16 protein-coding genes, 3 tRNA genes, 3 rRNA genes and 1 riboswitch are annotated in these 20802 nt (G+C 52.9%); of the genes, 15 read left to right on the top strand and 7 right to left on the bottom strand.

Going from position 1 to position 20802, the window contains the following annotated elements:
* Positions 1-277: 277 nt before the first annotated feature.
* From P4S53_RS09335 to P4S53_RS09345, 3 genes are read left to right on the top strand one after another with little or no spacing between them, the layout of a single operon-like run.
* Positions 278-613: a hypothetical protein gene (locus P4S53_RS09335; protein WP_337112476.1), complete on the top strand. Its 336-nt coding sequence runs from the start codon at positions 278-280 to the stop codon at positions 611-613.
* Entirely contained in the window at positions 598-1122 is a 525-nt protein-coding gene (locus P4S53_RS09340; protein ID WP_337114457.1) for a DUF1835 domain-containing protein, read from the top strand. The genes P4S53_RS09335 and P4S53_RS09340 overlap by 16 nt, the downstream gene beginning before the upstream one ends.
* Positions 1059-1556 (top strand): hypothetical protein, encoded by a 498-nt coding sequence (locus P4S53_RS09345; protein ID WP_337112477.1) that lies wholly within the window; start codon positions 1059-1061, stop codon positions 1554-1556. Before P4S53_RS09340 ends, P4S53_RS09345 begins: the two co-directional genes overlap by 64 nt.
* Before the next feature lie 204 nt (positions 1557-1760).
* Here the strand turns inward: P4S53_RS09345 and glyS are convergent, their stop codons facing one another.
* Together glyS and glyQ are read right to left on the bottom strand one after the other, a co-directional pair.
* Positions 1761-3833: a glycine--tRNA ligase subunit beta gene (gene glyS, locus P4S53_RS09350; RefSeq protein ID WP_337112478.1), complete on the bottom strand. Its 2073-nt coding sequence runs from the start codon at positions 3831-3833 to the stop codon at positions 1761-1763.
* Positions 3834-3842: 9 nt separating this feature from the next.
* The gene (glyQ, locus tag P4S53_RS09355; protein WP_027251759.1) at positions 3843-4754 is read right to left on the bottom strand and encodes a glycine--tRNA ligase subunit alpha; all 912 of its coding nucleotides are present in this window, start codon (positions 4752-4754) and stop codon (positions 3843-3845) included.
* A gap of 275 nt (positions 4755-5029) precedes the next feature.
* Here glyQ and P4S53_RS09360 point away from each other — a divergent pair, with 275 nt between their 5' ends.
* Positions 5030-5722 (top strand): OmpA family protein, encoded by a 693-nt coding sequence (locus P4S53_RS09360; protein WP_337112479.1) that lies wholly within the window; start codon positions 5030-5032, stop codon positions 5720-5722.
* A gap of 91 nt (positions 5723-5813) precedes the next feature.
* Positions 5814-5915: riboswitch (yybP-ykoY riboswitch) on the top strand.
* A 92-nt stretch (positions 5916-6007) separates the two neighbouring features.
* Complete coding sequence (locus P4S53_RS09365; protein ID WP_337112480.1) at positions 6008-6565, top strand: TMEM165/GDT1 family protein; 558 nt, start codon at positions 6008-6010, stop codon at positions 6563-6565.
* An 87-nt stretch (positions 6566-6652) separates the two neighbouring features.
* Here P4S53_RS09365 and tusA read toward each other — a convergent pair whose 3' ends face one another.
* Positions 6653-6901, bottom strand: a complete 249-nt coding sequence (gene tusA, locus P4S53_RS09370) for a sulfurtransferase TusA (protein ID WP_337112481.1) — start codon at positions 6899-6901, stop codon at positions 6653-6655.
* A gap of 149 nt (positions 6902-7050) precedes the next feature.
* Between tusA and P4S53_RS09375 the strand changes: the two genes are divergently transcribed.
* Entirely contained in the window at positions 7051-7221 is a 171-nt protein-coding gene (locus tag P4S53_RS09375; RefSeq protein WP_442958654.1) for a hypothetical protein, read from the top strand.
* A 126-nt stretch (positions 7222-7347) separates the two neighbouring features.
* Here the strand turns inward: P4S53_RS09375 and acuI are convergent, their stop codons facing one another.
* The 4 genes from acuI to P4S53_RS09395 form a co-directional block, all read right to left on the bottom strand.
* Positions 7348-8331, bottom strand: a complete 984-nt coding sequence (acuI, locus tag P4S53_RS09380; RefSeq protein ID WP_337112484.1) for an acrylyl-CoA reductase (NADPH) — start codon at positions 8329-8331, stop codon at positions 7348-7350.
* A gap of 149 nt (positions 8332-8480) precedes the next feature.
* Positions 8481-9650, bottom strand: coding sequence for an acetyl-CoA C-acyltransferase FadA (gene fadA, locus P4S53_RS09385; protein WP_337112485.1), 1170 nt, complete (start codon positions 9648-9650; stop codon positions 8481-8483).
* A 17-nt stretch (positions 9651-9667) separates the two neighbouring features.
* The gene (gene fadB, locus P4S53_RS09390; RefSeq protein ID WP_337112486.1) at positions 9668-11830 is read right to left on the bottom strand and encodes a fatty acid oxidation complex subunit alpha FadB; all 2163 of its coding nucleotides are present in this window, start codon (positions 11828-11830) and stop codon (positions 9668-9670) included.
* A gap of 162 nt (positions 11831-11992) precedes the next feature.
* Positions 11993-12115: a hypothetical protein gene (locus P4S53_RS09395; protein WP_337112487.1), complete on the bottom strand. Its 123-nt coding sequence runs from the start codon at positions 12113-12115 to the stop codon at positions 11993-11995.
* 202 nt (positions 12116-12317) lie between these two features.
* Between P4S53_RS09395 and P4S53_RS09400 the strand changes: the two genes are divergently transcribed.
* The 9 genes from P4S53_RS09400 (at position 12318) to rrf (ending at position 20801) form a co-directional block, all read left to right on the top strand.
* Entirely contained in the window at positions 12318-12950 is a 633-nt protein-coding gene (locus P4S53_RS09400; protein ID WP_337112488.1) for a YigZ family protein, read from the top strand.
* Positions 12951-12970: 20 nt separating this feature from the next.
* Entirely contained in the window at positions 12971-14428 is a 1458-nt protein-coding gene (locus P4S53_RS09405) for a TrkH family potassium uptake protein (protein ID WP_337112489.1), read from the top strand.
* A gap of 10 nt (positions 14429-14438) precedes the next feature.
* Positions 14439-14963 carry a menaquinone-dependent protoporphyrinogen IX dehydrogenase gene (hemG, locus tag P4S53_RS09410; RefSeq protein WP_337112490.1) on the top strand — a complete coding sequence of 175 codons (525 nt, stop codon included), beginning with the start codon at positions 14439-14441 and terminating at the stop codon, positions 14961-14963.
* A 450-nt stretch (positions 14964-15413) separates the two neighbouring features.
* A 16S ribosomal RNA gene (locus tag P4S53_RS09415) occupies positions 15414-16964 on the top strand.
* Between the two features lie 123 nt (positions 16965-17087).
* Positions 17088-17163, top strand: a tRNA-Glu gene (locus P4S53_RS09420).
* Between the two features lies 1 nt (position 17164).
* Positions 17165-17240: transfer RNA gene (locus P4S53_RS09425), tRNA-Lys, on the top strand.
* Positions 17241-17269: 29 nt separating this feature from the next.
* A tRNA-Val gene (locus P4S53_RS09430) sits at positions 17270-17345 on the top strand.
* 336 nt (positions 17346-17681) lie between these two features.
* Positions 17682-20571 (top strand): 23S ribosomal RNA (locus P4S53_RS09435).
* A 114-nt stretch (positions 20572-20685) separates the two neighbouring features.
* Positions 20686-20801 (top strand): 5S ribosomal RNA (gene rrf, locus P4S53_RS09440).
* The 16S, 23S and 5S rRNA genes sit together here with 3 tRNA genes alongside, the layout of an rRNA operon.
* The last annotated feature ends 1 nt before the right edge of the window (position 20802 follow it).

The following is a 20802-nucleotide window of genomic DNA, read 5'->3' on the forward strand; positions in this document are numbered from 1 at the left end:
CGTTGCGGTATTGGTTCGGCCCGAAATGCAGCGAGTGGGGAGTCGCGAGCCGGGAGGATGATAGTCAGCGCGTTGGCGAATTATCAGGTGACTGCACCTGAGATTGGAGCTTGCATCATGGGCTGGGTGTTGTAACCTTGAATGGCGCTGCCTGCGCCTCCTGCTCGCGGAAAGGATAGTCTCCAGGGTCATTGGCTTTGCTGTAACACAGCCGACAACGTATTTCTGCCTTCTCTTCTGTCAGGCGAGCACAGGAGTTCAAGAGAATGGGGAAATCATGAATTCAGACAATGCGTTTTCGTTCAACCTAAGCTATCTCAAATCCCAGGCGAAGCATCGCCTGAAAGCCGTACGCAGCGGCGATCACCATGCCTTGCAATCCGTTCAGCAGTTCCATCCGAAACAGGCACAGCTCAACCCGGACAATATCAAACTGGCTGATATCCAATTCGTGATGGCCAGGGAGTGTGGCCTGCCCGGCTGGAGCCGCCTGAAACACCATGCGGAAATGCTTGAGCATCACAAACAGCAAATAGTGCAGGGGGTGAAGCGCTGGATAAGGATCTCGCTACCTTACACATTCGCTGCGGACATGATATTGCGCAGCGCTTAGCGCAGGCGGGTTTTCATGGCGACTTCTTGCCTTTTATCGATCCCTACTGCATGGGCCCGCTCACTGCTGCGCCCGACTTCGAACGGCAACGGGCTGAGTACATCCGGCAGTATTTACTGAGTGAGATCGGCGATCCGCGCACGACGCATGACATCCAGACAGAGACGGCGGATAAGCTAGTGCAGCTCGCAAACCCTGAGTATCGCAGGCTGGTATTCTGGGTGGAACACGATAATTACGATCAACTTATGCTGATTCGCTTGCTGGCGTATCTGGCGACATTGCCGGATGTGGCCGACCGTCAGCTTGAGATCATCGAAGTGAATCATTTTCCGGGCAACACCCGTTTTATCGGACTGGGCCAGTTACCCGCCGAGGGGCTGAGATCGCTCTGGCAGCACAGACGGTCTGTCGATTCTGTGACCCTGGAGAAAGCGAGCGAACTGTGGCAGGGGTTTTGTTCCCTGATCCTGCCGCGCTGCTTGCCTTGCTCAATGCTCCCTGGCTGAGCCGATTCGAAAACATGTCGCAGGTGATACGCCGCCATTTGCAGGAACTGCCTCATCAGCATTCCGGCCTAAGCCTGACTCAGTCGTTGGCACTGTCTGTGTTGTCGACATCAGGCACGATGACGGTTCCCGATCTGTTCCGAGGCTATCAATCACTGGAGCCGTTACCCTTTTTGGGTGATTTGATGTTCTGGGTATTGCTCAAGCCGTTGCTGCAAGGCAGTCAGCCTTTAATCTGTCTTGAGTCGTCAACTGGTGCAGATTCCTGGCTGGAACAGACTGTCAGTCTGACTGAGCAGGGCAGATTATGCCTGTCACAGCAGCAAAAGATGGTGTCCGGCACGTATTGGGTCGGGGGGATAAAAGTCAGTCCGGAGCAACATTGGACCTGGGATCATGTATCGTTGTCTTCATTACATCGGGTTCAGGAATAGCCGAGCAAAGCAGACTGTATGACTGGGTTGTTTCACGTGAAACACGCTGCGGCAGCGAGCCGGCAGTCAGGTCTTAGATTCTGCCTGTCAGCTGCAGGGCCTGACAAGTGGGACCTGCAGGTAACTAGTAGGTAAAAAAAAGCCCGCAGTAATCTGCGGGCTTTGTGATCAGGTCAGCGCGTCGGTGACGCTCTGCAATGACTGTCAGTTCTGAAGCAGGGAAATATCTGCCACTTTGAGGAACTGATTCCGTAGCTGATTGAGCATGGTCAGACGGTTCACTTTCAGTGCTTCATCCTCAGCCATGACCATGACGTTGTCGAAGAAGGCATCGACCGAATCGCGCAGAGTCGCCAGCTCTGACAGGGCTTGCTGATAATCGCCGGCAGCAAAGACAGGGGCCAGTTTAGCGGTCACCGCTTCCACGTCTTTCGCCAGGGCTTTTTCGGCGTCTTCAACCAGCAACTGGCTGTCGATTGCCGCAGCTAACTCACCGTCAAATTTCGCCAGGATATTGCCGACCCGCTTATTGGCCGCAGCCAGCGATTCCGCCGCATCCAGAGAGCGGAAATGACTGACCGCTTTAACGCGCTTATCAAAGTCAGCCGGTGAGGTTGGGCGACGGGCCAAAACGGCCTGAATCACATCAACCGTGTGGCCTTCATCCTGATACCAGGCACGGAAGCGGCCCAGCATGAAATCAATCACATCGGCTTCGACGTTATGGTTGGTCAGCTTATGGCCAAACAGCGCTTTGGCTTTGGCAATCATATCGACCAGATCCAGCTGATAGCCTTTTTCGACCATGATGCGCAGGGCACCCAGAGCGGCACGGCGCAGCGCGAACGGGTCGTTGGCCCCTTTCGGGTGCTGGCCGATACCGAAGATACCGACCAGGGTGTCCATTTTGTCAGCCAGTGCAACTGCAGCGGCGACATCGGAACCCGGCAGGCTGTCGCCGGCAAAACGGGGCATATATTGCTCGTTAAGCGCCACTGCGACATCTTCGTGCTCACCGTCCAGCCGCGCATAGTGCATGCCCATCACGCCCTGAGTATCAGTAAACTCGAAGACCATGGATGTCATCAGATCGCACTTTGACAGCAGACCAGCACGCTCTGCGTGTTCAACATCGGCACCAATTTGCTGAGCGATGTAACCGGACATCGCGGTAATACGATCTGTCTTGTCACGCAGGGTGCCCAGCTGTTTCTGGAACAGCACGCTGTCCAGCTCGTGCAGGCGATCAACCAGCGGGCGCTTACGGTCGGTGTTAAAGAAGAATTCCGCATCAGCCAGACGAGGACGGACGACTTTCTCGTTCCCCTCGATAATGTGGCGCGGCTCTTTCGACACGATGTTCGACACGAAGATGAACTTAGGCAGCAGCTTGCCCGCCGCGTCATAGACAGGGAAGTACTTCTGGTCACCTTTCATGGTGTACACCAGGGCTTCTGCCGGTACGTTGAGGAATGCTTCTTCAAAAGAGGCGGTCAGGACAACCGGCCACTCGACCAGCGAGGTGACTTCTTCAACCAGCTCGTCTTCCAGATCGGCGGTGCCGCCAACGGCAATGGCGGCTTCTTTGGCGCCGGCAATGATGTGCGCTTTACGGGTGTCGTAGTCAGCGATCACTTTACCGCGCTCTTCCAGGATGGCAGGGTACTGATCCGCATGTTCAATGCTAAACTCCGCTTCACCCATAAAACGGTGGCCACGAATGGTACGTGCCGATTCCACACCCAGAATCGTGCCTGGGATCAGTGCGTCATCAAGCAGCATGACCAGGGTTTTCACCGGACGAATAAATTGGGTCTCTTTATCGCCCCAGCGCATTGGTTTCGGGATAGGCAGTTTTGCCAGGGCCGCCGCTGCCAGTTCGCACAGCAGTTCGGTTGCGGCTTTGCCTTTAACGGCTTCTTTGTACAGCAACCATTCGCCTTTGTCGGTTTTCAGGCGTTCGGCCTGCTCAACCGTAATCCCGTTGCCACGGGCCCAGCCCTGAGCAGCTTTGGTTGGGTTACCGTCGGCATCAAAAGCTACGCTGATCGCCGGACCGCGTTTCTCGACCACTTTGTCGGCCTGACCTTCTGCCAGAGCGGTGACTTTCAGGGCCAGCCGGCGAGGTGCGGCGTACCATTTGATCTGGTCAAAGGCTAATTCAGCCGCGTTCAGTTCCGCCGTAAAGTTGTCGGCAAAGGCTTCTGCCAGGGTGCGCAAGGCTTTTGGTGGTAGCTCTTCCGTACCCAGTTCAATCAGAAAATTCTTGTCAGCCATGCGTGATCCTTACTTGTCTTTTTTACACATCGGGAAGCCAAGTGCTTCACGTGAGGCATAGTAGGCTTCAGCCACTTGCTTGGTCAGGTTACGGATGCGCAGGATATATCGCTGACGTTCAGTCACCGAGATCGCTTTACGGGCATCCAGCAGGTTGAAGGCATGGCCAGCTTTCAGAATACGCTCGTAAGCCGGCAGCGGCAGAGGTTGTTCCAGCTCCAGCAGTGACTTACATTCTTTCTCGCATTGATCAAAGAAAGTGAACAGGAAGTCGACATCAGCGTATTCAAAGTTGTAGGTTGATTGTTCTACTTCGTTCTGGTGGAAAATGTCGCCGTAGGTCACTTTACCTAAAGGACCGTCAGTCCACACCAGATCATAAACAGAATCGACGCCCTGAATGTACATGGCCAGACGCTCAATCCCGTAAGTGATTTCACCGGTGACCGGCTTACATTCCAGGCCGCCAACTTGCTGGAAGTAGGTAAACTGGGTCACTTCCATACCGTTCAGCCACACTTCCCAACCCAGACCCCAGGCACCCAGCGTCGGGTTTTCCCAGTTGTCTTCCACGAAGCGGATGTCATGTACCTGCGTGTCTACGCCCAGTGCTTCCAGCGAGCCCAGGTAAAGTTCCTGAATGTTGTCCGGCGATGGTTTGATGATCACCTGGAACTGATAATAGTGCTGCAGACGGTTCGGGTTTTCACCGTAACGGCCGTCAGTCGGGCGGCGTGATGGCTGCACATAGGCGGCCGCAATCGGCTCCGGGCCCAGAGCACGCAGGCAGGTCATTGGATGCGAGGTACCAGCACCCACTTCCATATCCAGCGGCTGCACGATAGTACAACCTTGCTGGCCCCAGTAATCCTGAAGCGCCAGAATCATGCCCTGAAAGGTCTTGATGTCGTATTTTTGCATTGTCAGCTTCGCGAGATCCGTTGATATAAGTAGAAAAGATAACAATCCAGTATACCTTGGGTCGCCTTGAGGGAGTAGGGGCTGCGCACGTTTTTTGTGCATAACGGTATCGAATGTAAATTTTTGTCATCAGGCTTCCGCTATAAGCAGAAACAGGGTAAAAAATTGACAGATTTTTGATATCTGCCGCCTCTGCTTGACTACAATGCAGCAGGAAAATGCTTAGCGGAAAAGGCATTCTGTTGGGTAAACAGACAATTTATCGGGGAAACAACATGCAACAACTGAATTCAACGACATCACGTAAGTGGGTACACGCTATCCTTTTGGCCGGTGTTACCTCTATGGTCGCGACGGGCTGTACCACAGTTAACCCTTATACGCGTGAAGATCAGACGGCCAAATCAACCAGTGGGGCTCTGATTGGTGCAGTCGCTGGTGCGGCTATCGGTGTGGCCTCTTCGAGCAAAAGTGATCGGGGGAAAGGTGCGCTGATCGGTGCGGCATCCGGTGCGGCGCTGGGCGGTGGTGTTGGCTATTACATGGATGTGCAGGAAGCAAAGCTGCGACAGCAACTGGAATCAACCGGTATCAGTGTGACGCGTGAAGGCGATCAGATTGTGCTGAACATGCCAAACTCCATCACTTTCGGTGTTGACCAGTCGAACCTGAGCCAGCAGGCGATGAATGCGCTGCAAAACGTCGCCCTGGTGGTGAAGGAATACAATAAGACCCAGTTGAACATCTACGGTTTTACGGACAGCACAGGATCTGAAGCTTATAACCTGCGCTTGTCTCAGGTGCGTGCCAGCGAAGTCAGTAATTATCTGGTGCGTACGGGTGTAGCGGCGCAGCGTGTTCTGGCCAAAGGGATGGGTGAAGCGCACCCGATTGCTTCCAATAGCAGTGATCAGGGACGCGCGCAAAACCGCCGGGTGGAAATTGTATTAAGCCCGACAGCTTCTTAATCCACGAAGCAGCATGTGTTTGGAAGGAAGGGAAGCCATTGGCTTCCCTTTTCGTCACTTGATTCCGGGTGCCATTCTGGCTATCATGCGACCTCCTTTGGGGAGTAGCCTTCCGTTCTGACGGAACAATCATCAACATAATTGAAGCAAAATCTTCATGGTGATTGTGACTGACCATCACTCCGGTCAGTTTGGCGAGACCATAGGCAAATCGACATGAACCGGGGTGGGGCGTGTCTGTTTGTCTTTGGTTAAAATTATAATCCTCGCCCCAATGAGCATGTCGTGAGCATTTTAGCTGTTTCAATTACTACGGTCGCCCTGGCGGAAATTGGGGACAAAACCCAGCTGCTGTCCTTGTTGCTGGCCAGTCGTTACCGTAAGCCTGTTCCTATCATTCTGGCCATTTTCCTGGCGACCCTGGCCAACCATGCTTTGGCGGCCTGGTTGGGGGTGGTCGTTGCTGATTACTTATCGCCTGAGATTTTAAAATGGGTGCTGGTCGTGAGTTTTGTGGTGATGGCGGGCTGGATTTTGATCCCGGATAAACTGGATGACGATGAAACCATTTCAAACCGCGGCCCGTTTGTTGCCAGTTTTATTGCTTTTTTTGTGGCGGAAATTGGCGATAAAACCCAGGTGGCAACCACGATGCTCGGGGCAAAATACCATGATGGCCTGATGTTGGTCGTGCTGGGCACCACGATAGGGATGCTGCTGGCGAATGTGCCTGTGGTGCTGATCGGTAAGCTGTCCGCTGACAAAATGCCGCTGGGGTTAATTCGCAAAGTGACCGCTGTGCTGTTTGCTGTGCTGGCGCTGGGTGCTGCTTTTGGCCTGTAGCAAGCGGGGAGCGGGCGTTATGCCTGCGATTAATGAGATTGTCATAAGGCAGCGTTAGGCTGCCTTACTTATTTTTGTAACTTGTTGCTATGGCTTGCCCTTACGGATCAGGAAGCGGTATGGCAGTGAGTCTGTTTCCGCTGCCAGCAGCGTATGGTCCATAAACCGGCAAAAGCTGGGGATGTCTCTGGTGGTCGACGGGTCATCGGCCAGCACTAATAATGTGTCGCCATCTGCCATACTGCGAATCGTTTTACGCACCATCATGACAGGTTCCGGACAACGCAGCCCTTGTGCTTCCAGATTGTGAGTGGCGGATTCAAATTTCGTGATCATAGTGAAGCCATATCGTAAATGAGAGCCAGATCATACTCACGGATAATAAACAATCAACCGGGGGTTGGCAAAGGTAACAATTATGTGTAACTTAGTTAACAACTTGTTAACCAATTTGTCATCGCAGGGAGGCGAAAATGATTACTCAGATGGATAGACTGACTATTTACTGTGTGCTGTGCTTTATCGCTTTCTGCTCTATTGTACTGCGCAATGCAAGCGACTTAACACTCTTTTCGCTGGCTGGCTTAGTTGCCGCGGCGATTGGACTCTGGCTCGAGCTCTCTCATTCTCCTGAGCTTGAAGAAGAGGAAAGCTAACTTTCACATCTACTACACTCCCCAGTTTTCTTGGGCTTCCCCGCTTTTATAGCGGGATTTTTTTATCCGGGGTACAGAAAAAATCACCCGGCCCGTGTGGCAGACCGGGTGATGAGTGATGGTTTATCAGGACAGTTTAACCAGCGTGCGCCCGGTGACCTGGCCTTGAATAATGGCTTGGGCAAATTCTGGTACTTGTTCCAGCGAAATGGTCTGGCCGGCTTGCTGATAAAAACTATCCGGCAGCAATTTGCTCAGACGTTGCCATGCCTGCTGGCGTTTTTCGTAGGGGCAATAGACAGAATCGACCCCCAACAGCCGTACATTACGCAGGATGAAAGGCATCACTGTAGTCGGTAAATCAAAACCGCCGGCCAGTCCACAGGCCGCGACCGCGCCATTATAATCCATTTGGGTCAGCACTTTGGCCAGGACTTTACTGCCCACAGTGTCGATTGCACCTGCCCAGCGCTGTTTCTCCAGCGGTTTGGCCGCTTCCTCCAGTTCACTGCGATCAATGATGGACTCTGCTCCCAGCTGTTTCAGCAGTGCTGCATTTTGAGCAGCGCGGCCGGTGACCGCTGCAACGCGATACCCCAGTCTGGACAGCAAAGTCACGGCAACAGAACCGACACCCCCACTGGCGCCGGTAACCAGAATCTCGCCAGACTCAGGCGTGACACCTGCATCTTCCAGCGCCTGGATACAGAGCATAGCGGTTAAGCCGGCTGTACCGATGACCATTGCCTGTTCGGCGTTTAAACCTGCGGGCAGGGGCACCAACCAGTCGCCTTTCACGCGGGCCTGCTGAGCCATGCCGCCCCAGTGAGTTTCGCCGACCCCCCAGCCGGTCAGTACCACAGGATCGCCCGCCTGGTAGCGGCTATCATCGGATGTGATGACAGTACCGGCAAAGTCGATACCCGGGACCATGGGAAACTGGCGGATGATTTTACCTGCGCCTGTGATCGCCAGGCCATCTTTGTAATTGAGTGAGGAATACTCGACAGCCACGGTAACATCGCCGTCCGGCAACTGACTGTGGTCAATGTTGCCCACCTGAGCGTGTGTGGTGTTGTCTTGCTGGTTGAGGATCAGTGCCTTAAACATTACGGTTCTCCGTGCTGGGAATAAGCGTCTGTTTGCGATTGTAATGAGTCAGAATGTCTCATAGCTGAACCTAAAACAAGTTTTTGTTTGATTGCCGATATAAAAAAGCCCGCGTCAGGTGCGGGCTTGATCTGTGCTGCGGTAACGGATTAGTCGTCAACGCGCTCAAAAATGGTCGCAATACCCTGACCCAGGCCGATACACATGGTTGCCAGACCGTATTTCACATTCTGATGTTCCATCAGGTTGATCAGCGTGGTTGAGATACGGGTACCGGAACAGCCCAGCGGGTGACCCAATGCAATGGCACCGCCATTGAGGTTCACTTTTTCATCCATTGCATCCAACAGACCCAGATCTTTGGCGCATGGCAGAGACTGAGCGGCAAAGGCCTCGTTCAGCTCGATCATGCCGATATCATCGATAGTCAGACCGGCACGTTTCAGCGCTTTTTTCGACGCAGGTACCGGGCCGTACCCCATGATCGATGGATCGCAACCGGCGACTGCCATTGACTTGATACGGGCGCGAATACGCAGACCCAGTTCTTTGGCTTTGCTTTCGCTCATGATCAGCATGGCTGAAGCACCGTCAGACAGGGCAGATGAGGTACCGGCTGTCACTGTGCCGTTGGCCGGGTCGAACACCGGGCGCAGACCCGCCAGACCTTCAACTGTGGTTTCAGGGCGAATCACTTCATCATAGTCGAAGACTTTCAGGATGCCGTTTTCGTCATGGCCTTCGGTAGGCAGAATTTCATTTTTGAAGCGGCCTTCAACGGTCGCGGCATAAGCGCGCTGGTGAGAGCGTGCGGCAAACGCATCCTGCTGCTCACGGCTGATGCCGTGCATACGGCCCAGCATTTCAGCGGTCAGACCCATCATACCGGCAGCTTGGGCCACAGATTTAGACAGACCCGGGTGGAAATCTACCCCATGGTTCATCGGCACGTGGCCCATGTGCTCCACGCCGCCGACCAGGCAGATCTCGGCATCACCGACCATAATGGCACGGGTGGCGCTGTGCAGTGCGTCCATTGAAGAACCGCACAGACGGTTAATGGTGGTGGCACCGACAGTGTGCGGAATACCGGCCAGCAGTGCTGCGTTACGGGCAACGTTGAAGCCTTGCTCCAGCGTTTGCTGGACACAGCCCCAGTAGATATCTTCAATGGCCGTTGGGTCAACCTGAGGGTTACGCTCCAGCAGGCCTTTCATCAGGTGTGCTGACAAATCTTCAGCACGTTTGTTTCGGAAAGCACCGGCTTTTGAACGCCCCATCGGGGTACGGATGCAATCAACAATTACGACGTTATTCATGTGTGTGTTCCTCGTCCTTAAGCGTTTACTGGTGCGTTGTAATAGCTTTCGCCTTTAGCGGCTTTGTCACGAAGACCGGCAGGGACTTCGTAAACAGCGCCCAGATGCGCGAATTTTTCTGCCATTGCGACATAGTTCGCCAGGCCGATTGAATCCAGGTAACGGAACACCCCGCCGCGGAACGGAGGGAAGCCCAGGCCGTAGACCAGCGCCATATCCGCTTCTGCCGGTGTAGCGATGATGCCTTCTTCCAGGCAGCGCACCACTTCATTAATCATAGGCACCATGGTCCGGGCGATGATGTCTTCATCACTGAAATCAGCAGCACGGCTGACAACAGGGGCCAGCAGTTCAGCCACTTCGGGTGCCAGATCTTTCTTCGGCTTGCCTTTCTTATCAACCGAGTAGGCATAGAAGCCTTGGCCGTTTTTCTGACCCAGACGCTGGCTTTCGAACATCACGTCGACCGCATCTTTGTAATCTTTACCCATGCGCTCCGGGAAGCCTTCTGCCATCACAGCCTGGGCATGGTGCGCGGTGTCGATCCCGACAACGTCCAGCAGGTAAGCCGGACCCATCGGCCAGCCGAATTTCTTCTCCATGACTTTATCAACTTTGGTAAAGTCCGCGCCGTCACGCAGCAGCAGGCTGAAACCGGCAAAGTAAGGGAACAGGACGCGGTTAACGAAGAACCCGGGGCAGTCGTTGACCACGATAGGGGATTTGCCCATTTTGGCCGCGTAAGCCACCACGCGCGAAATGGTCTCTTCCGAAGTGTGCTCACCGCGGATAATTTCCACCAGTGGCATGCGGTGTACAGGGTTGAAGAAGTGCATGCCGCAGAATTTTTCCGGGCGCTTCAGCGATTTCGCCAGCAGGTTGATTGGAATGGTCGAAGTGTTCGAGGTGATCACTGTATCGTCGCCGACAAGCGCTTCCACTTCTGCCAGTACTGCGGCTTTCACTTTCGGGTTTTCAACCACAGCTTCAACAATTACATCGGCTTCTTCAATGCCTGCGTAATGCAGGGTGGGCTGAATGGATGACAGAATTTTCGCCATTTTCAGGCCGTTCAGTTTGCCGCGCTCCAACTGCTTGTTCAGCAGTTTAGAGGCTTCATTCATCCCCAGATCCAGCGATGGCTGAGCGATGTCTTTCATGACAACCGGGACGCCTTTTAATGCAGACTGGTAGGCAATACCGCCGCCCATGATACCGGCACCCAGAACGGCTGCGCGCTGAGTGTCTTTGCCTTCTTTAGCCGCTTGCTTGGCCTTGCCTTTGATGTACTGATCATTGAGGAAGATACCCACAAGCGCTGGGGCGACGTCACTTTTAGCCAGGGCCACGAAACCTTTGTTTTCCACTTGCAGGGCTTCATCACGGCTCATGCCAGCGGCTTGTTCAATACACTTAACTGCAGTAATTGGCGCAGGATAGTGAGGGCCGGCCACTTGCATCACCATGCCTTTGGCCATAGTGAAGCTCATGGTCGCTTCGATTTTGTTCAGTTTCAGTGGCGCTTTTTTCTGCTCACGGCGTGCTCGCCATTCCAGCTTGCCGGCAATGGCATCTTTGAGCATGGTCAGCGCAGCGTCGCGCAGGGCCTCTGGTGCCACGACGGCATCCACAATCCCGAGTTTTAAGGCTTCGTCGGCTTTTTTGGCTTTACCGCCAGCGATGATATCCATGGCCGGATCGGCGCCAATCAGGCGAGGCAGGCGTACGGAGCCACCCCAGCCAGGCATGATGCCCAATTTGGTTTCTGGCAGGCCTACCAGCGCAGTATGATCTGCAACGCGCATGTCGGTTGCCAGTACGCACTCACAGCCGCCACCCAATGCAAAGCCGGTAATCGCGGTAATCGTGGGAACCGGGATGTCTTCCAGGCGGTTAAAAATGACATTGGCTTCTGCCAGCCAGCTGGACAGAACATCCGCGTCTTGGGTCATGATGTCAGGAAACTCGGTGACGTCCGCACCAACAATAAAGGCGGATTTACCGGAAGTCAGGATGACGCCTTTCAGCTCATTTTGCTGATACAGCGCGTTGATAGCTTCACTGAGGTTTTCCAGGGTCTTACGATCAAGCTTGTTGACGCTGCCTGGCGCATTGAAGTTGATTTCCGCAATGCCATCTTCCAGATAGCTTACGGATAGGGTTTCACCTTGGTAAATCATGTTCTATCTCCGTGAATACCGGTTCATTGCCGGTTTGATTTTGACTGGTTTGGCCTCCAACCAGGTTAAAGATTAGTCTGAACCTGTTGCAAAGGGATTTCAACACCTATTTTAAACAATTGTTTAAACTTTGATATTGGTTTGTAACTGAAGTTGGTTCGCTTAGCTTGTGTTTGACTTATCCGGGAATTTATCGGCATCGGTGTTGTGTTTTTTGTAAATAATATCAATGGTTTGTTCGTTTTGTTGATCGTGTGCCAGCATGCCTTCGCGGTGAGCTTTCATTCATGTATAGCTCATGAAAGTGATAACAATGGCGTTACCTGCTGAAAGTTGTGCGGGCTGTTGCGAACGATCAGCCAAACCCACTTCCATCACCTGAATGGAAAAGCAGGATCGATAGACGGCGCTTTGTGGTTCGCTGTGAATCTGTGAGCGCGTTTATGCTATTCTTGCGCCTTTGTATGGCGTGACGTGAGCAGGCAAAATGGATCAGGCTCCTTATCTAATACCAGCGGAACCCGTTGTTTTCGAACAAGAGATCAAAAAAAGCCGCTTCATTACCTATTTAGCTCATACACCAGGTGCGGAGGCGGCGAAAGCCTTTGTTCAGAGCATCAAGTTACGGCATGCGGATGCACGTCACAATTGCTGGGCCTTTGTGGCCGGCCGGCCTGAAGATTCCATGTCTTGGGGATTCAGTGATGACGGCGAGCCATCCGGAACGGCGGGTAAACCTATGCTGGCCCAGCTCAGTGGCAGCGGGGTCGGGGAAGTCACGGCCGTCGTCACGCGCTACTATGGTGGCATCCGGCTGGGGACGGGGGGTTTAGTGAAAGCGTATGGCGGCGGGGTGCAGCAGGCGCTTGCAGTGCTCATCACCAAAGAAAAGGTCATTACTTCACCACTTTATGTCCGCTGTGCGTATAATCAGGTGCCTTTACTGGAGGCTGTGCTCGCTGAGCATCATGCAGAAGTGCAGAGCGCAGATTACGGGGTGGATGTCACTATGAACATTCTGCTGGATGCTCGCTTAGCCGAAACATGCAAGGCAGTGCTGATCAATCGCAGTGGCGGCCGGATTGTGATTCAGGACGCAGACAATATTTTGAAGAACTAAAAGTGAGCGCCCGCTAGATTATGCAAATTCGTTCCATTATCCGTATCGTTGGCCTGTTACTGGCGCTATTTAGTGTCACTATGCTGGTACCGGCCCTCATCGCCTTGCTGTACCGTGACGGTGCGGGTTTCCCTTTCGTGGTGACCTTCTTTATTTTGCTGGCGGGCGGGGCGGCACTCTGGCTGCCGAATCGTCATCAAAGGCGAGAGCTGAAAGCCCGGGATGGATTTTTGATTGTTGTGCTGTTCTGGACAGTTATCGGCAGCGCCGGTGCCGTGCCCTTTATCTTGTCTAAGACACCGGATCTCTCTTTTACCGATTCTTTTTTTGAGTCGTTTTCCGCACTGACGACCACGGGCGCCACCGTCATTGTGGGGCTCGATGAATTACCCAAAGCCATCTTGTTCTACCGGCAAATGCTGCAGTGGTTTGGCGGTATGGGGATCATCGTGCTGGCCGTGGCTATCTTACCTGTCTTAGGGATTGGTGGGATGCAGCTTTACCGGGCTGAAATTCCGGGACCGGTCAAGGACAGTAAGATGACCCCCCGTATTGCTGAAACCGCCAAGACGCTCTGGTATATCTATCTGACGCTGACGGTTGCCTGCGCCGGTGCTTTCTGGGTGGCAGGGATGGATCTCTTTGATGCCATAGCACACAGCTTTTCGACCGTCGCGATTGGTGGTTTTTCGACACACGATGCCAGTATCGGTTATTACAACAGTACCGCCATTAATATGGTCACTGTGGTCTTTCTCTTGATCTCCGCCTGTAACTTTTCATTGCACTTTGCGGCGTTTTCCAACCGTGGCCTAAACCTGCGGACATACTTGCGGGATCCCGAGTTCAAGGCCTTTCTCGTAATACAGTTGATCCTGCTGCTGATTTGCTACGGCATGCTGATGAAACACCAAACCTATGACAGTTGGTGGTCTACTCTGGATCAGGCGCTGTTTCAAACGGTCTCTATTTCAACGACAGCCGGATTTACCACCACAGGCTTTTCTGAATGGCCGCTATTTCTGCCTGTGTTGCTTTTGTTCTCTTCCTTTATTGGGGGATGTGCAGGATCGACAGGAGGCGGGATTAAAGTGATTCGCGTACTGCTTTTGTTTTTACAAGGCGTCAGGGAGCTCAAGCGTCTGGTGCATCCCCGCGCTGTGTACACCATCAAAGTCGGTAATAAGGCATTGCCGCAGCGTGTGGTCGATGCTGTTTGGGGATTCTTCTCCGCTTATGCTTTGGTCTTTGTGATTTGCATGCTGGTGCTGGTCGGTACGGGGATGGATGAGCTGACGGCATTTTCGGCAGTCGCGGCCACCCTCAATAACCTGGGCCCGGGGTTAGGGCAAGTCGCGGTTCATTTCGGAGAGGTGAATGATGCGGCGAAGTGGACATTAATTGTGGCCATGCTGTTTGGGCGCCTTGAAGTCTTCACCTTACTGGTTTTATTCACCCCGACATTCTGGCGAAACTAAGGAGAAATGTGTGGAGAGGGTTTTATTACTGCATTCCAGCTGTGACGGTCAAACCATCAAAATCTTACGCTATATAGAGCAGCAGCTTGGGGGGCACTATCAGTGCGAGACACAGGATATTCATCAGTCACCTGAAATTGACTTCACGCGCTATGATCGAGTGTTGATTGGTGCTTCGGTTCGATATGGTCATTTAAATAAAAAGCTGTACCAGTTTGTTGAGCAGAATCAGCAAGCCCTGGAGAGACAGAGCGCGGCTTTCTTCTGCGTCAACCTGACCGCGCGTAAACCCGGCAAGGATACGCCGGAGACCAGCGTCTATGTGCAGAAGTTCCTGCAAAAATCCCCCTGGCAGCCCAAACTCTTGGCGGTATTTGCCGGAGCGCTGCGTTATCCGCGCTACCGCTGGTTTGACCGAACCATGATTCAGCTCATTATGCGGATGACTGGCGGAGAAACCGATACGACAAAAGAAGTCGAATATACGGATTGGGACAAGGTGAGTGCTTTTAGTCAGGTGTTTAAGCAACTTTAATGGTCAAAAAGGGGGCTTTTGGTGAGCTTTTGTTCGAAAAATAATAAAATCCAAAAAAATCTGAAAATGCGCTTGCGCCCTGAAATAAAGTCCCTATAATGCCGCCTCACTGAACGGGATTACAGCAAAGAAAGCTGAAAACCAGAGGTTCACAGGAAAGTTGTTCTGAACTAGATTGAAAAAGTGTTTGACACTGTTTTTCATTTCGATAGAATGGCCGCCCTGTCCACGACAAGCCAACGGCAAGTCTGGAAAAGCTCTTTAACAATTTGACCATGCAATCTGTGTGGGCACTCGACAATGATACAGTCATCAAAGATTTATCAGTGAACTGAGTGACCAATTGGTAGCGCTTTTTAAAAGGGTTACCGGCACAGTCAATTCGTTTCAACTTCGGTTGAAACATCAGTAATCACTGAGCCGCTTTCCTTCGGGAAGGCAACAAAACTTTAATTGAAGAGTTTGATCATGGCTCAGATTGAACGCTGGCGGCAGGCCTAACACATGCAAGTCGAGCGGCAGCGACATCAACAATCCTTCGGGTGCGTTGATGGGCGGCGAGCGGCGGACGGGTGAGTAATGCCTGGGAACATGCCTTAGTGTGGGGGATAACCATTGGAAACGATGGCTAATACCGCATAATGTCTTCGGACCAAAGCGAGGGACCTTCGGGCCTCGCGCGCTAAGATTGGCCCAGGTGGGATTAGCTAGTAGGTGGGGTAACGGCTCACCTAGGCGACGATCCCTAGCTGGTCTGAGAGGATGATCAGCCACACTGGAACTGAGACACGGTCCAGACTCCTACGGGAGGCAGCAGTGGGGAATATTGCACAATGGGGGAAACCCTGATGCAGCCATGCCGCGTGTGTGAAGAAGGCCTTCGGGTTGTAAAGCACTTTCAGCAGTGAGGAAGAGTTGGTGTTTAATAGATACCATCTTTGACGTTAGCTGCAGAAGAAGCACCGGCTAACTCCGTGCCAGCAGCCGCGGTAATACGGAGGGTGCGAGCGTTAATCGGAATTACTGGGCGTAAAGCGCATGCAGGCGGCGTGTTAAGCCAGATGTGAAAGCCCGGGGCTCAACCTCGGAATCGCATTTGGAACTGGCATGCTAGAGTCTTGTAGAGGGGGTAGAATTTCAGGTGTAGCGGTGAAATGCGTAGAGATCTGAAGGAATACCGGTGGCGAAGGCGGCCCCCTGGACAAAGACTGACGCTCAGATGCGAAAGCGTGGGGAGCAAACAGGATTAGATACCCTGGTAGTCCACGCCGTAAACGATGTCTACTTGGAGGTTGGTGTCTTGAACACTGGCTTTCGGAGCTAACGCGTTAAGTAGACCGCCTGGGGAGTACGGTCGCAAGATTAAAACTCAAATGAATTGACGGGGGCCCGCACAAGCGGTGGAGCATGTGGTTTAATTCGATGCAACGCGAAGAACCTTACCTACTCTTGACATCCACGGAATCCTTTAGAGATAGAGGAGTGCCTTCGGGAACCGTGAGACAGGTGCTGCATGGCTGTCGTCAGCTCGTGTTGTGAAATGTTGGGTTAAGTCCCGCAACGAGCGCAACCCTTATCCTTGTTTGCCAGCACTTCGGGTGGGAACTCCAGGGAGACTGCCGGTGATAAACCGGAGGAAGGTGGGGACGACGTCAAGTCATCATGGCCCTTACGAGTAGGGCTACACACGTGCTACAATGGCGTATACAGAGGGCGGCAAGCTAGCGATAGTGAGCGAATCCCACAAAGTACGTCGTAGTCCGGATTGGAGTCTGCAACTCGACTCCATGAAGTCGGAATCGCTAGTAATCGTGGATCAGAATGCCACGGTGAATACGTTCCCGGGCCTTGTACACACCGCCCGTCACACCATGGGAGTGGGCTGCACCAGAAGTAGATAGCTTAACCTTCGGGAGGGCGTTTACCACGGTGTGGTTCATGACTGGGGTGAAGTCGTAACAAGGTAGCCCTAGGGGAACCTGGGGCTGGATCACCTCCTTACCTAAAGACTGTGTCACTGACGCAGTGTCCACACAGATTGCTTGGTCGAAATGTAGAGAGCCACTCATGCTGCCCAACAGCATGGGTACGAATTAGCGGAAATGTTTCGCTGACAGAATTAGAGTCCCATTCGTCTAGAGGCCTAGGACACCGCCCTTTCACGGCGGTAACAGGGGTTCGACTCCCCTATGGGACGCCACGGGTCGTTAGCTCAGCTGGTAGAGCAGTTGACTTTTAATCAATTGGTCGCAGGTTCGAATCCTGCACGACCCACCATTCCTGCCACGGGAATGTAAAAATACCGTGGGCGATTAGCTCAGTTGGGAGAGCACCTCCCTTACAAGGAGGGGGTCACTGGTTCGAGCCCGGTATCGCCCACCACTCTCTAAATACTTTCTGCACGGATACGCAGATTCAATAGCTTAATTGTTGTTGGATCGATTCTCTGACGCTGAAAGCCTTTAGAAAGTGGTTATTGAAAGATAATTCACATGCTCTTTAACAATCTGGAAAGCTGACTAGTAAATTCAATCCTAGAGATTGAATACAAACTGTTTCGAGAGAAACAGAGTTCTCAAGCAATACACATTCAAGTGTCTTGTGTTCGTTGTGTTCACTGCGGTGAAGACAACATGAGTCCGGCGAATAAACCAATTGTCTCTTTGTCAGAGACACAACCTTGGTTGTTTGAACATACGAAACCTCTTGGGGTTGTATGGTTAAGTGACTAAGCGTACACGGTGGATGCCTGGGCAGTCAGAGGCGATGAAGGACGTACTAACTTGCGATAAGCGGTGATGAGGCAGTAAGAGCCACTTGAGTCACCGATTTCCGAATGGGGAAACCCAGCTGCATAAGCAGTTATCATCAGGTGAATACATAGCCTGGTGAGGCGAACCGGGGGAACTGAAACATCTAAGTACCCCGAGGAAGAGAAATCAACCGAGATTCCGGCAGTAGCGGCGAGCGAAACCGGATTAGCCCTTAAGCGTTTTTAGTGTCAGGTGAAGGTCCCTGGAAAGGGCCGCGATACAGGGTGACAGCCCCGTAACCGACGATGCTTTAAGCGTGAAAACGAGTAGGACGGGACACGTGTTATCCTGTCTGAACATGGGGGGACCATCCTCCAAGGCTAAATACTCCTGACTGACCGATAGTGAACCAGTACCGTGAGGGAAAGGCGAAAAGAACCCCTGTGAGGGGAGTGAAAAAGAACCTGAAACCGTGTACGTACAAGCAGTAGGAGCACCTTCGTGGTGTGACTGCGTACCTTTTGTATAATGGGTCAGCGACTTAATTTCAGTAGCAAGGTTAACCGTATAGGGGAGCCGTAGGGAAACCGAGTCTTAACTGGGCGTACAGTTGCTGGGATTAGACCCGAAACCAGGTGATCTAGCCATGGGCAGGTTGAAGGTGAGGTAACACTTACTGGAGGACCGAACCGACTAATGTTGAAAAATTAGCGGATGACTTGTGGCTAGGGGTGAAAGGCCAATCAAACCTGGAGATAGCTGGTTCTCCCCGAAAGCTATTTAGGTAGCGCCTCGGACGAATACTACTGGGGGTAGAGCACTGTTAAGGCTAGGGGGTCATCCCGACTTACCAACCCTTTGCAAACTCCGAATACCAGTAAGTACTATCCGGGAGACACACGGCGGGTGCTAACGTCCGTCGTGGAGAGGGAAACAACCCAGACCGCCAGCTAAGGTCCCAAAGTATCACTAAGTGGGAAACGATGTGGGAAGGCTCAGACAGCCAGGATGTTGGCTTAGAAGCAGCCATCATTTAAAGAAAGCGTAATAGCTCACTGGTCGAGTCGGCCTGCGCGGAAGATTTAACGGGGCTAAGTGATACACCGAAGCTGCGGCAATGCGATTTATCGTATTGGGTAGGGGAGCGTTCTGTAAGCGGTTGAAGGTGTGCTGTAAGGCATGCTGGACGTATCAGAAGTGCGAATGCTGACATGAGTAACGACAAAGGGGGTGAAAAACCCCCTCGCCGGAAGACCAAGGGTTCCTGTCCAACGTTAATCGGGGCAGGGTAAGTCGACCCCTAAGGCGAGGCCGAAAGGCGTAGTCGATGGGAAACGGGTTAATATTCCCGTACTGCTTATTATTGCGATGGGGGGACGGAGAAGGCTAGGTGGGCCAGGCGACGGTTGTCCTGGTTCAAGGGTGTAGGCTGCAGAATTAGGCAAATCCGGTTCTGCACTAAGGCTGAGACCCGATGTCGAGTCACTACGGTGATGAAGTCATTGATGCCATGCTTCCGGGAAAAGCCTCTAAGCTTCAGATAATAAGCAATCGTACCCCAAACCGACACAGGTGGTCGGGTAGAGAATACCAAGGCGCTTGAGAGAACTCGGGTGAAGGAACTAGGCAAAATGGTACCGTAACTTCGGGAGAAGGTACGCTCTTGGCGGTGAAGTCCCTCGCGGATGGAGCTGCTGAGAGTCGCAGATACCAGGTGGCTGCAACTGTTTATTAAAAACACAGCACTGTGCAAAATCGAAAGATGACGTATACGGTGTGACGCCTGCCCGGTGCCGGAAGGTTAATTGATGGGGTTATCTTCGGAGAAGCTCTTGATCGAAGCCCCGGTAAACGGCGGCCGTAACTATAACGGTCCTAAGGTAGCGAAATTCCTTGTCGGGTAAGTTCCGACCTGCACGAATGGCGTAATGATGGCCACGCTGTCTCCACCCGAGACTCAGTGAAATTGAAATCGCAGTGAAGATGCTGCGTACCCGCGGCTAGACGGAAAGACCCCGTGAACCTTTACTACAGCTTGGCACTGAACATTGACCCTACATGTGTAGGATAGGTGGGAGGCTTCGAAGCAGGTACGCCAGTATCTGTGGAGCCGTCCTTGAAATACCACCCTTGTCGTGTTGATGTTCTAACGTCGCCCCGTCATCCGGGGTGCGGACAGTGCCTGGTGGGTAGTTTGACTGGGGCGGTCTCCTCCCAAAGCGTAACGGAGGAGCACGAAGGTGGGCTAATCACGGTCGGACATCGTGAGGTTAGTGCAATGGCATAAGCCCGCTTAACTGCGAGAATGACGGTTCGAGCAGGTGCGAAAGCAGGTCATAGTGATCCGGTGGTTCTGAATGGAAGGGCCATCGCTCAACGGATAAAAGGTACTCCGGGGATAACAGGCTGATACCGCCCAAGAGTTCATATCGACGGCGGTGTTTGGCACCTCGATGTCGGCTCATCACATCCTGGGGCTGAAGTCGGTCCCAAGGGTATGGCTGTTCGCCATTTAAAGTGGTACGCGAGCTGGGTTTAGAACGTCGTGAGACAGTTCGGTCCCTATCTGCCGTGGGCGCTGGATGATTGAAGGGAGTTGCTCCTAGTACGAGAGGACCGGAGTGAACGAACCGCTGGTGTTCGGGTTGTGTCGCCAGACGCATTGCCCGGTAGCTAAGTTCGGAATCGATAACCGCTGAAAGCATCTAAGCGGGAAGCGAGCCCTGAGATGAGTCATCCCTGAGGCTTCAAGCCTCCTGAAGGGCTGTTCGAGACTAGAACGTTGATAGGCAGGGTGTGTAAGCGTTGTGAGGCGCTCAGCTAACCTGTACTAATTGCCCGTGAGGCTTAACCATACAACACCCAAGGGGTTTTACGGACTCCATGAGCACTTGAATGATGTGCTGAGAACACTAGTCAGATTTCCGAGATTGTGATTTATCGCCTGCGGGCGGTAGAGAAAGCATTTGCTTGGCGACCATAGCGTTGCGGACCCACCTGATCCCATGCCGAACTCAGACGTGAAACGCAGCAGCGCCGATGGTAGTGTGGGGTCTCCCCATGTGAGAGTAGGACATCGCCAGGCT

Source organism: Photobacterium sp. Hal280 (assembly GCF_037162255.1).
Taxonomy (GTDB): Bacteria; Pseudomonadota; Gammaproteobacteria; order Enterobacterales; family Vibrionaceae; genus Photobacterium.

Bases quoted from the DNA above. Each gene is read 5' to 3' on its own strand.
- fadB (WP_337112486.1), bottom strand. From the start codon at position 11,830: ATGATTTACCAAGGTGAAACCCTATCCGTAAGCTATCTGGAAGATGGC.
- P4S53_RS09335 (WP_337112476.1), top strand. From the start codon at position 278: ATGAATTCAGACAATGCGTTTTCGTTCAACCTAAGCTATCTCAAATCC.
- tusA (WP_337112481.1), bottom strand. From the start codon at position 6,901: ATGATCACGAAATTTGAATCCGCCACTCACAATCTGGAAGCACAAGGG.
- glyQ (WP_027251759.1), bottom strand. From the start codon at position 4,754: ATGCAAAAATACGACATCAAGACCTTTCAGGGCATGATTCTGGCGCTT.
- P4S53_RS09405 (WP_337112489.1), top strand. From the start codon at position 12,971: ATGCAAATTCGTTCCATTATCCGTATCGTTGGCCTGTTACTGGCGCTA.
- P4S53_RS09360 (WP_337112479.1), top strand. From the start codon at position 5,030: ATGCAACAACTGAATTCAACGACATCACGTAAGTGGGTACACGCTATC.
- P4S53_RS09400 (WP_337112488.1), top strand. From the start codon at position 12,318: ATGGATCAGGCTCCTTATCTAATACCAGCGGAACCCGTTGTTTTCGAA.
- acuI (WP_337112484.1), bottom strand. From the start codon at position 8,331: ATGTTTAAGGCACTGATCCTCAACCAGCAAGACAACACCACACACGCT.
- glyS (WP_337112478.1), bottom strand. From the start codon at position 3,833: ATGGCTGACAAGAATTTTCTGATTGAACTGGGTACGGAAGAGCTACCA.
- P4S53_RS09375 (WP_442958654.1), top strand. From the start codon at position 7,051: ATGGATAGACTGACTATTTACTGTGTGCTGTGCTTTATCGCTTTCTGC.
- P4S53_RS09395 (WP_337112487.1), bottom strand. From the start codon at position 12,115: ATGAAAGCTCACCGCGAAGGCATGCTGGCACACGATCAACAAAACGAA.
- fadA (WP_337112485.1), bottom strand. From the start codon at position 9,650: ATGAATAACGTCGTAATTGTTGATTGCATCCGTACCCCGATGGGGCGT.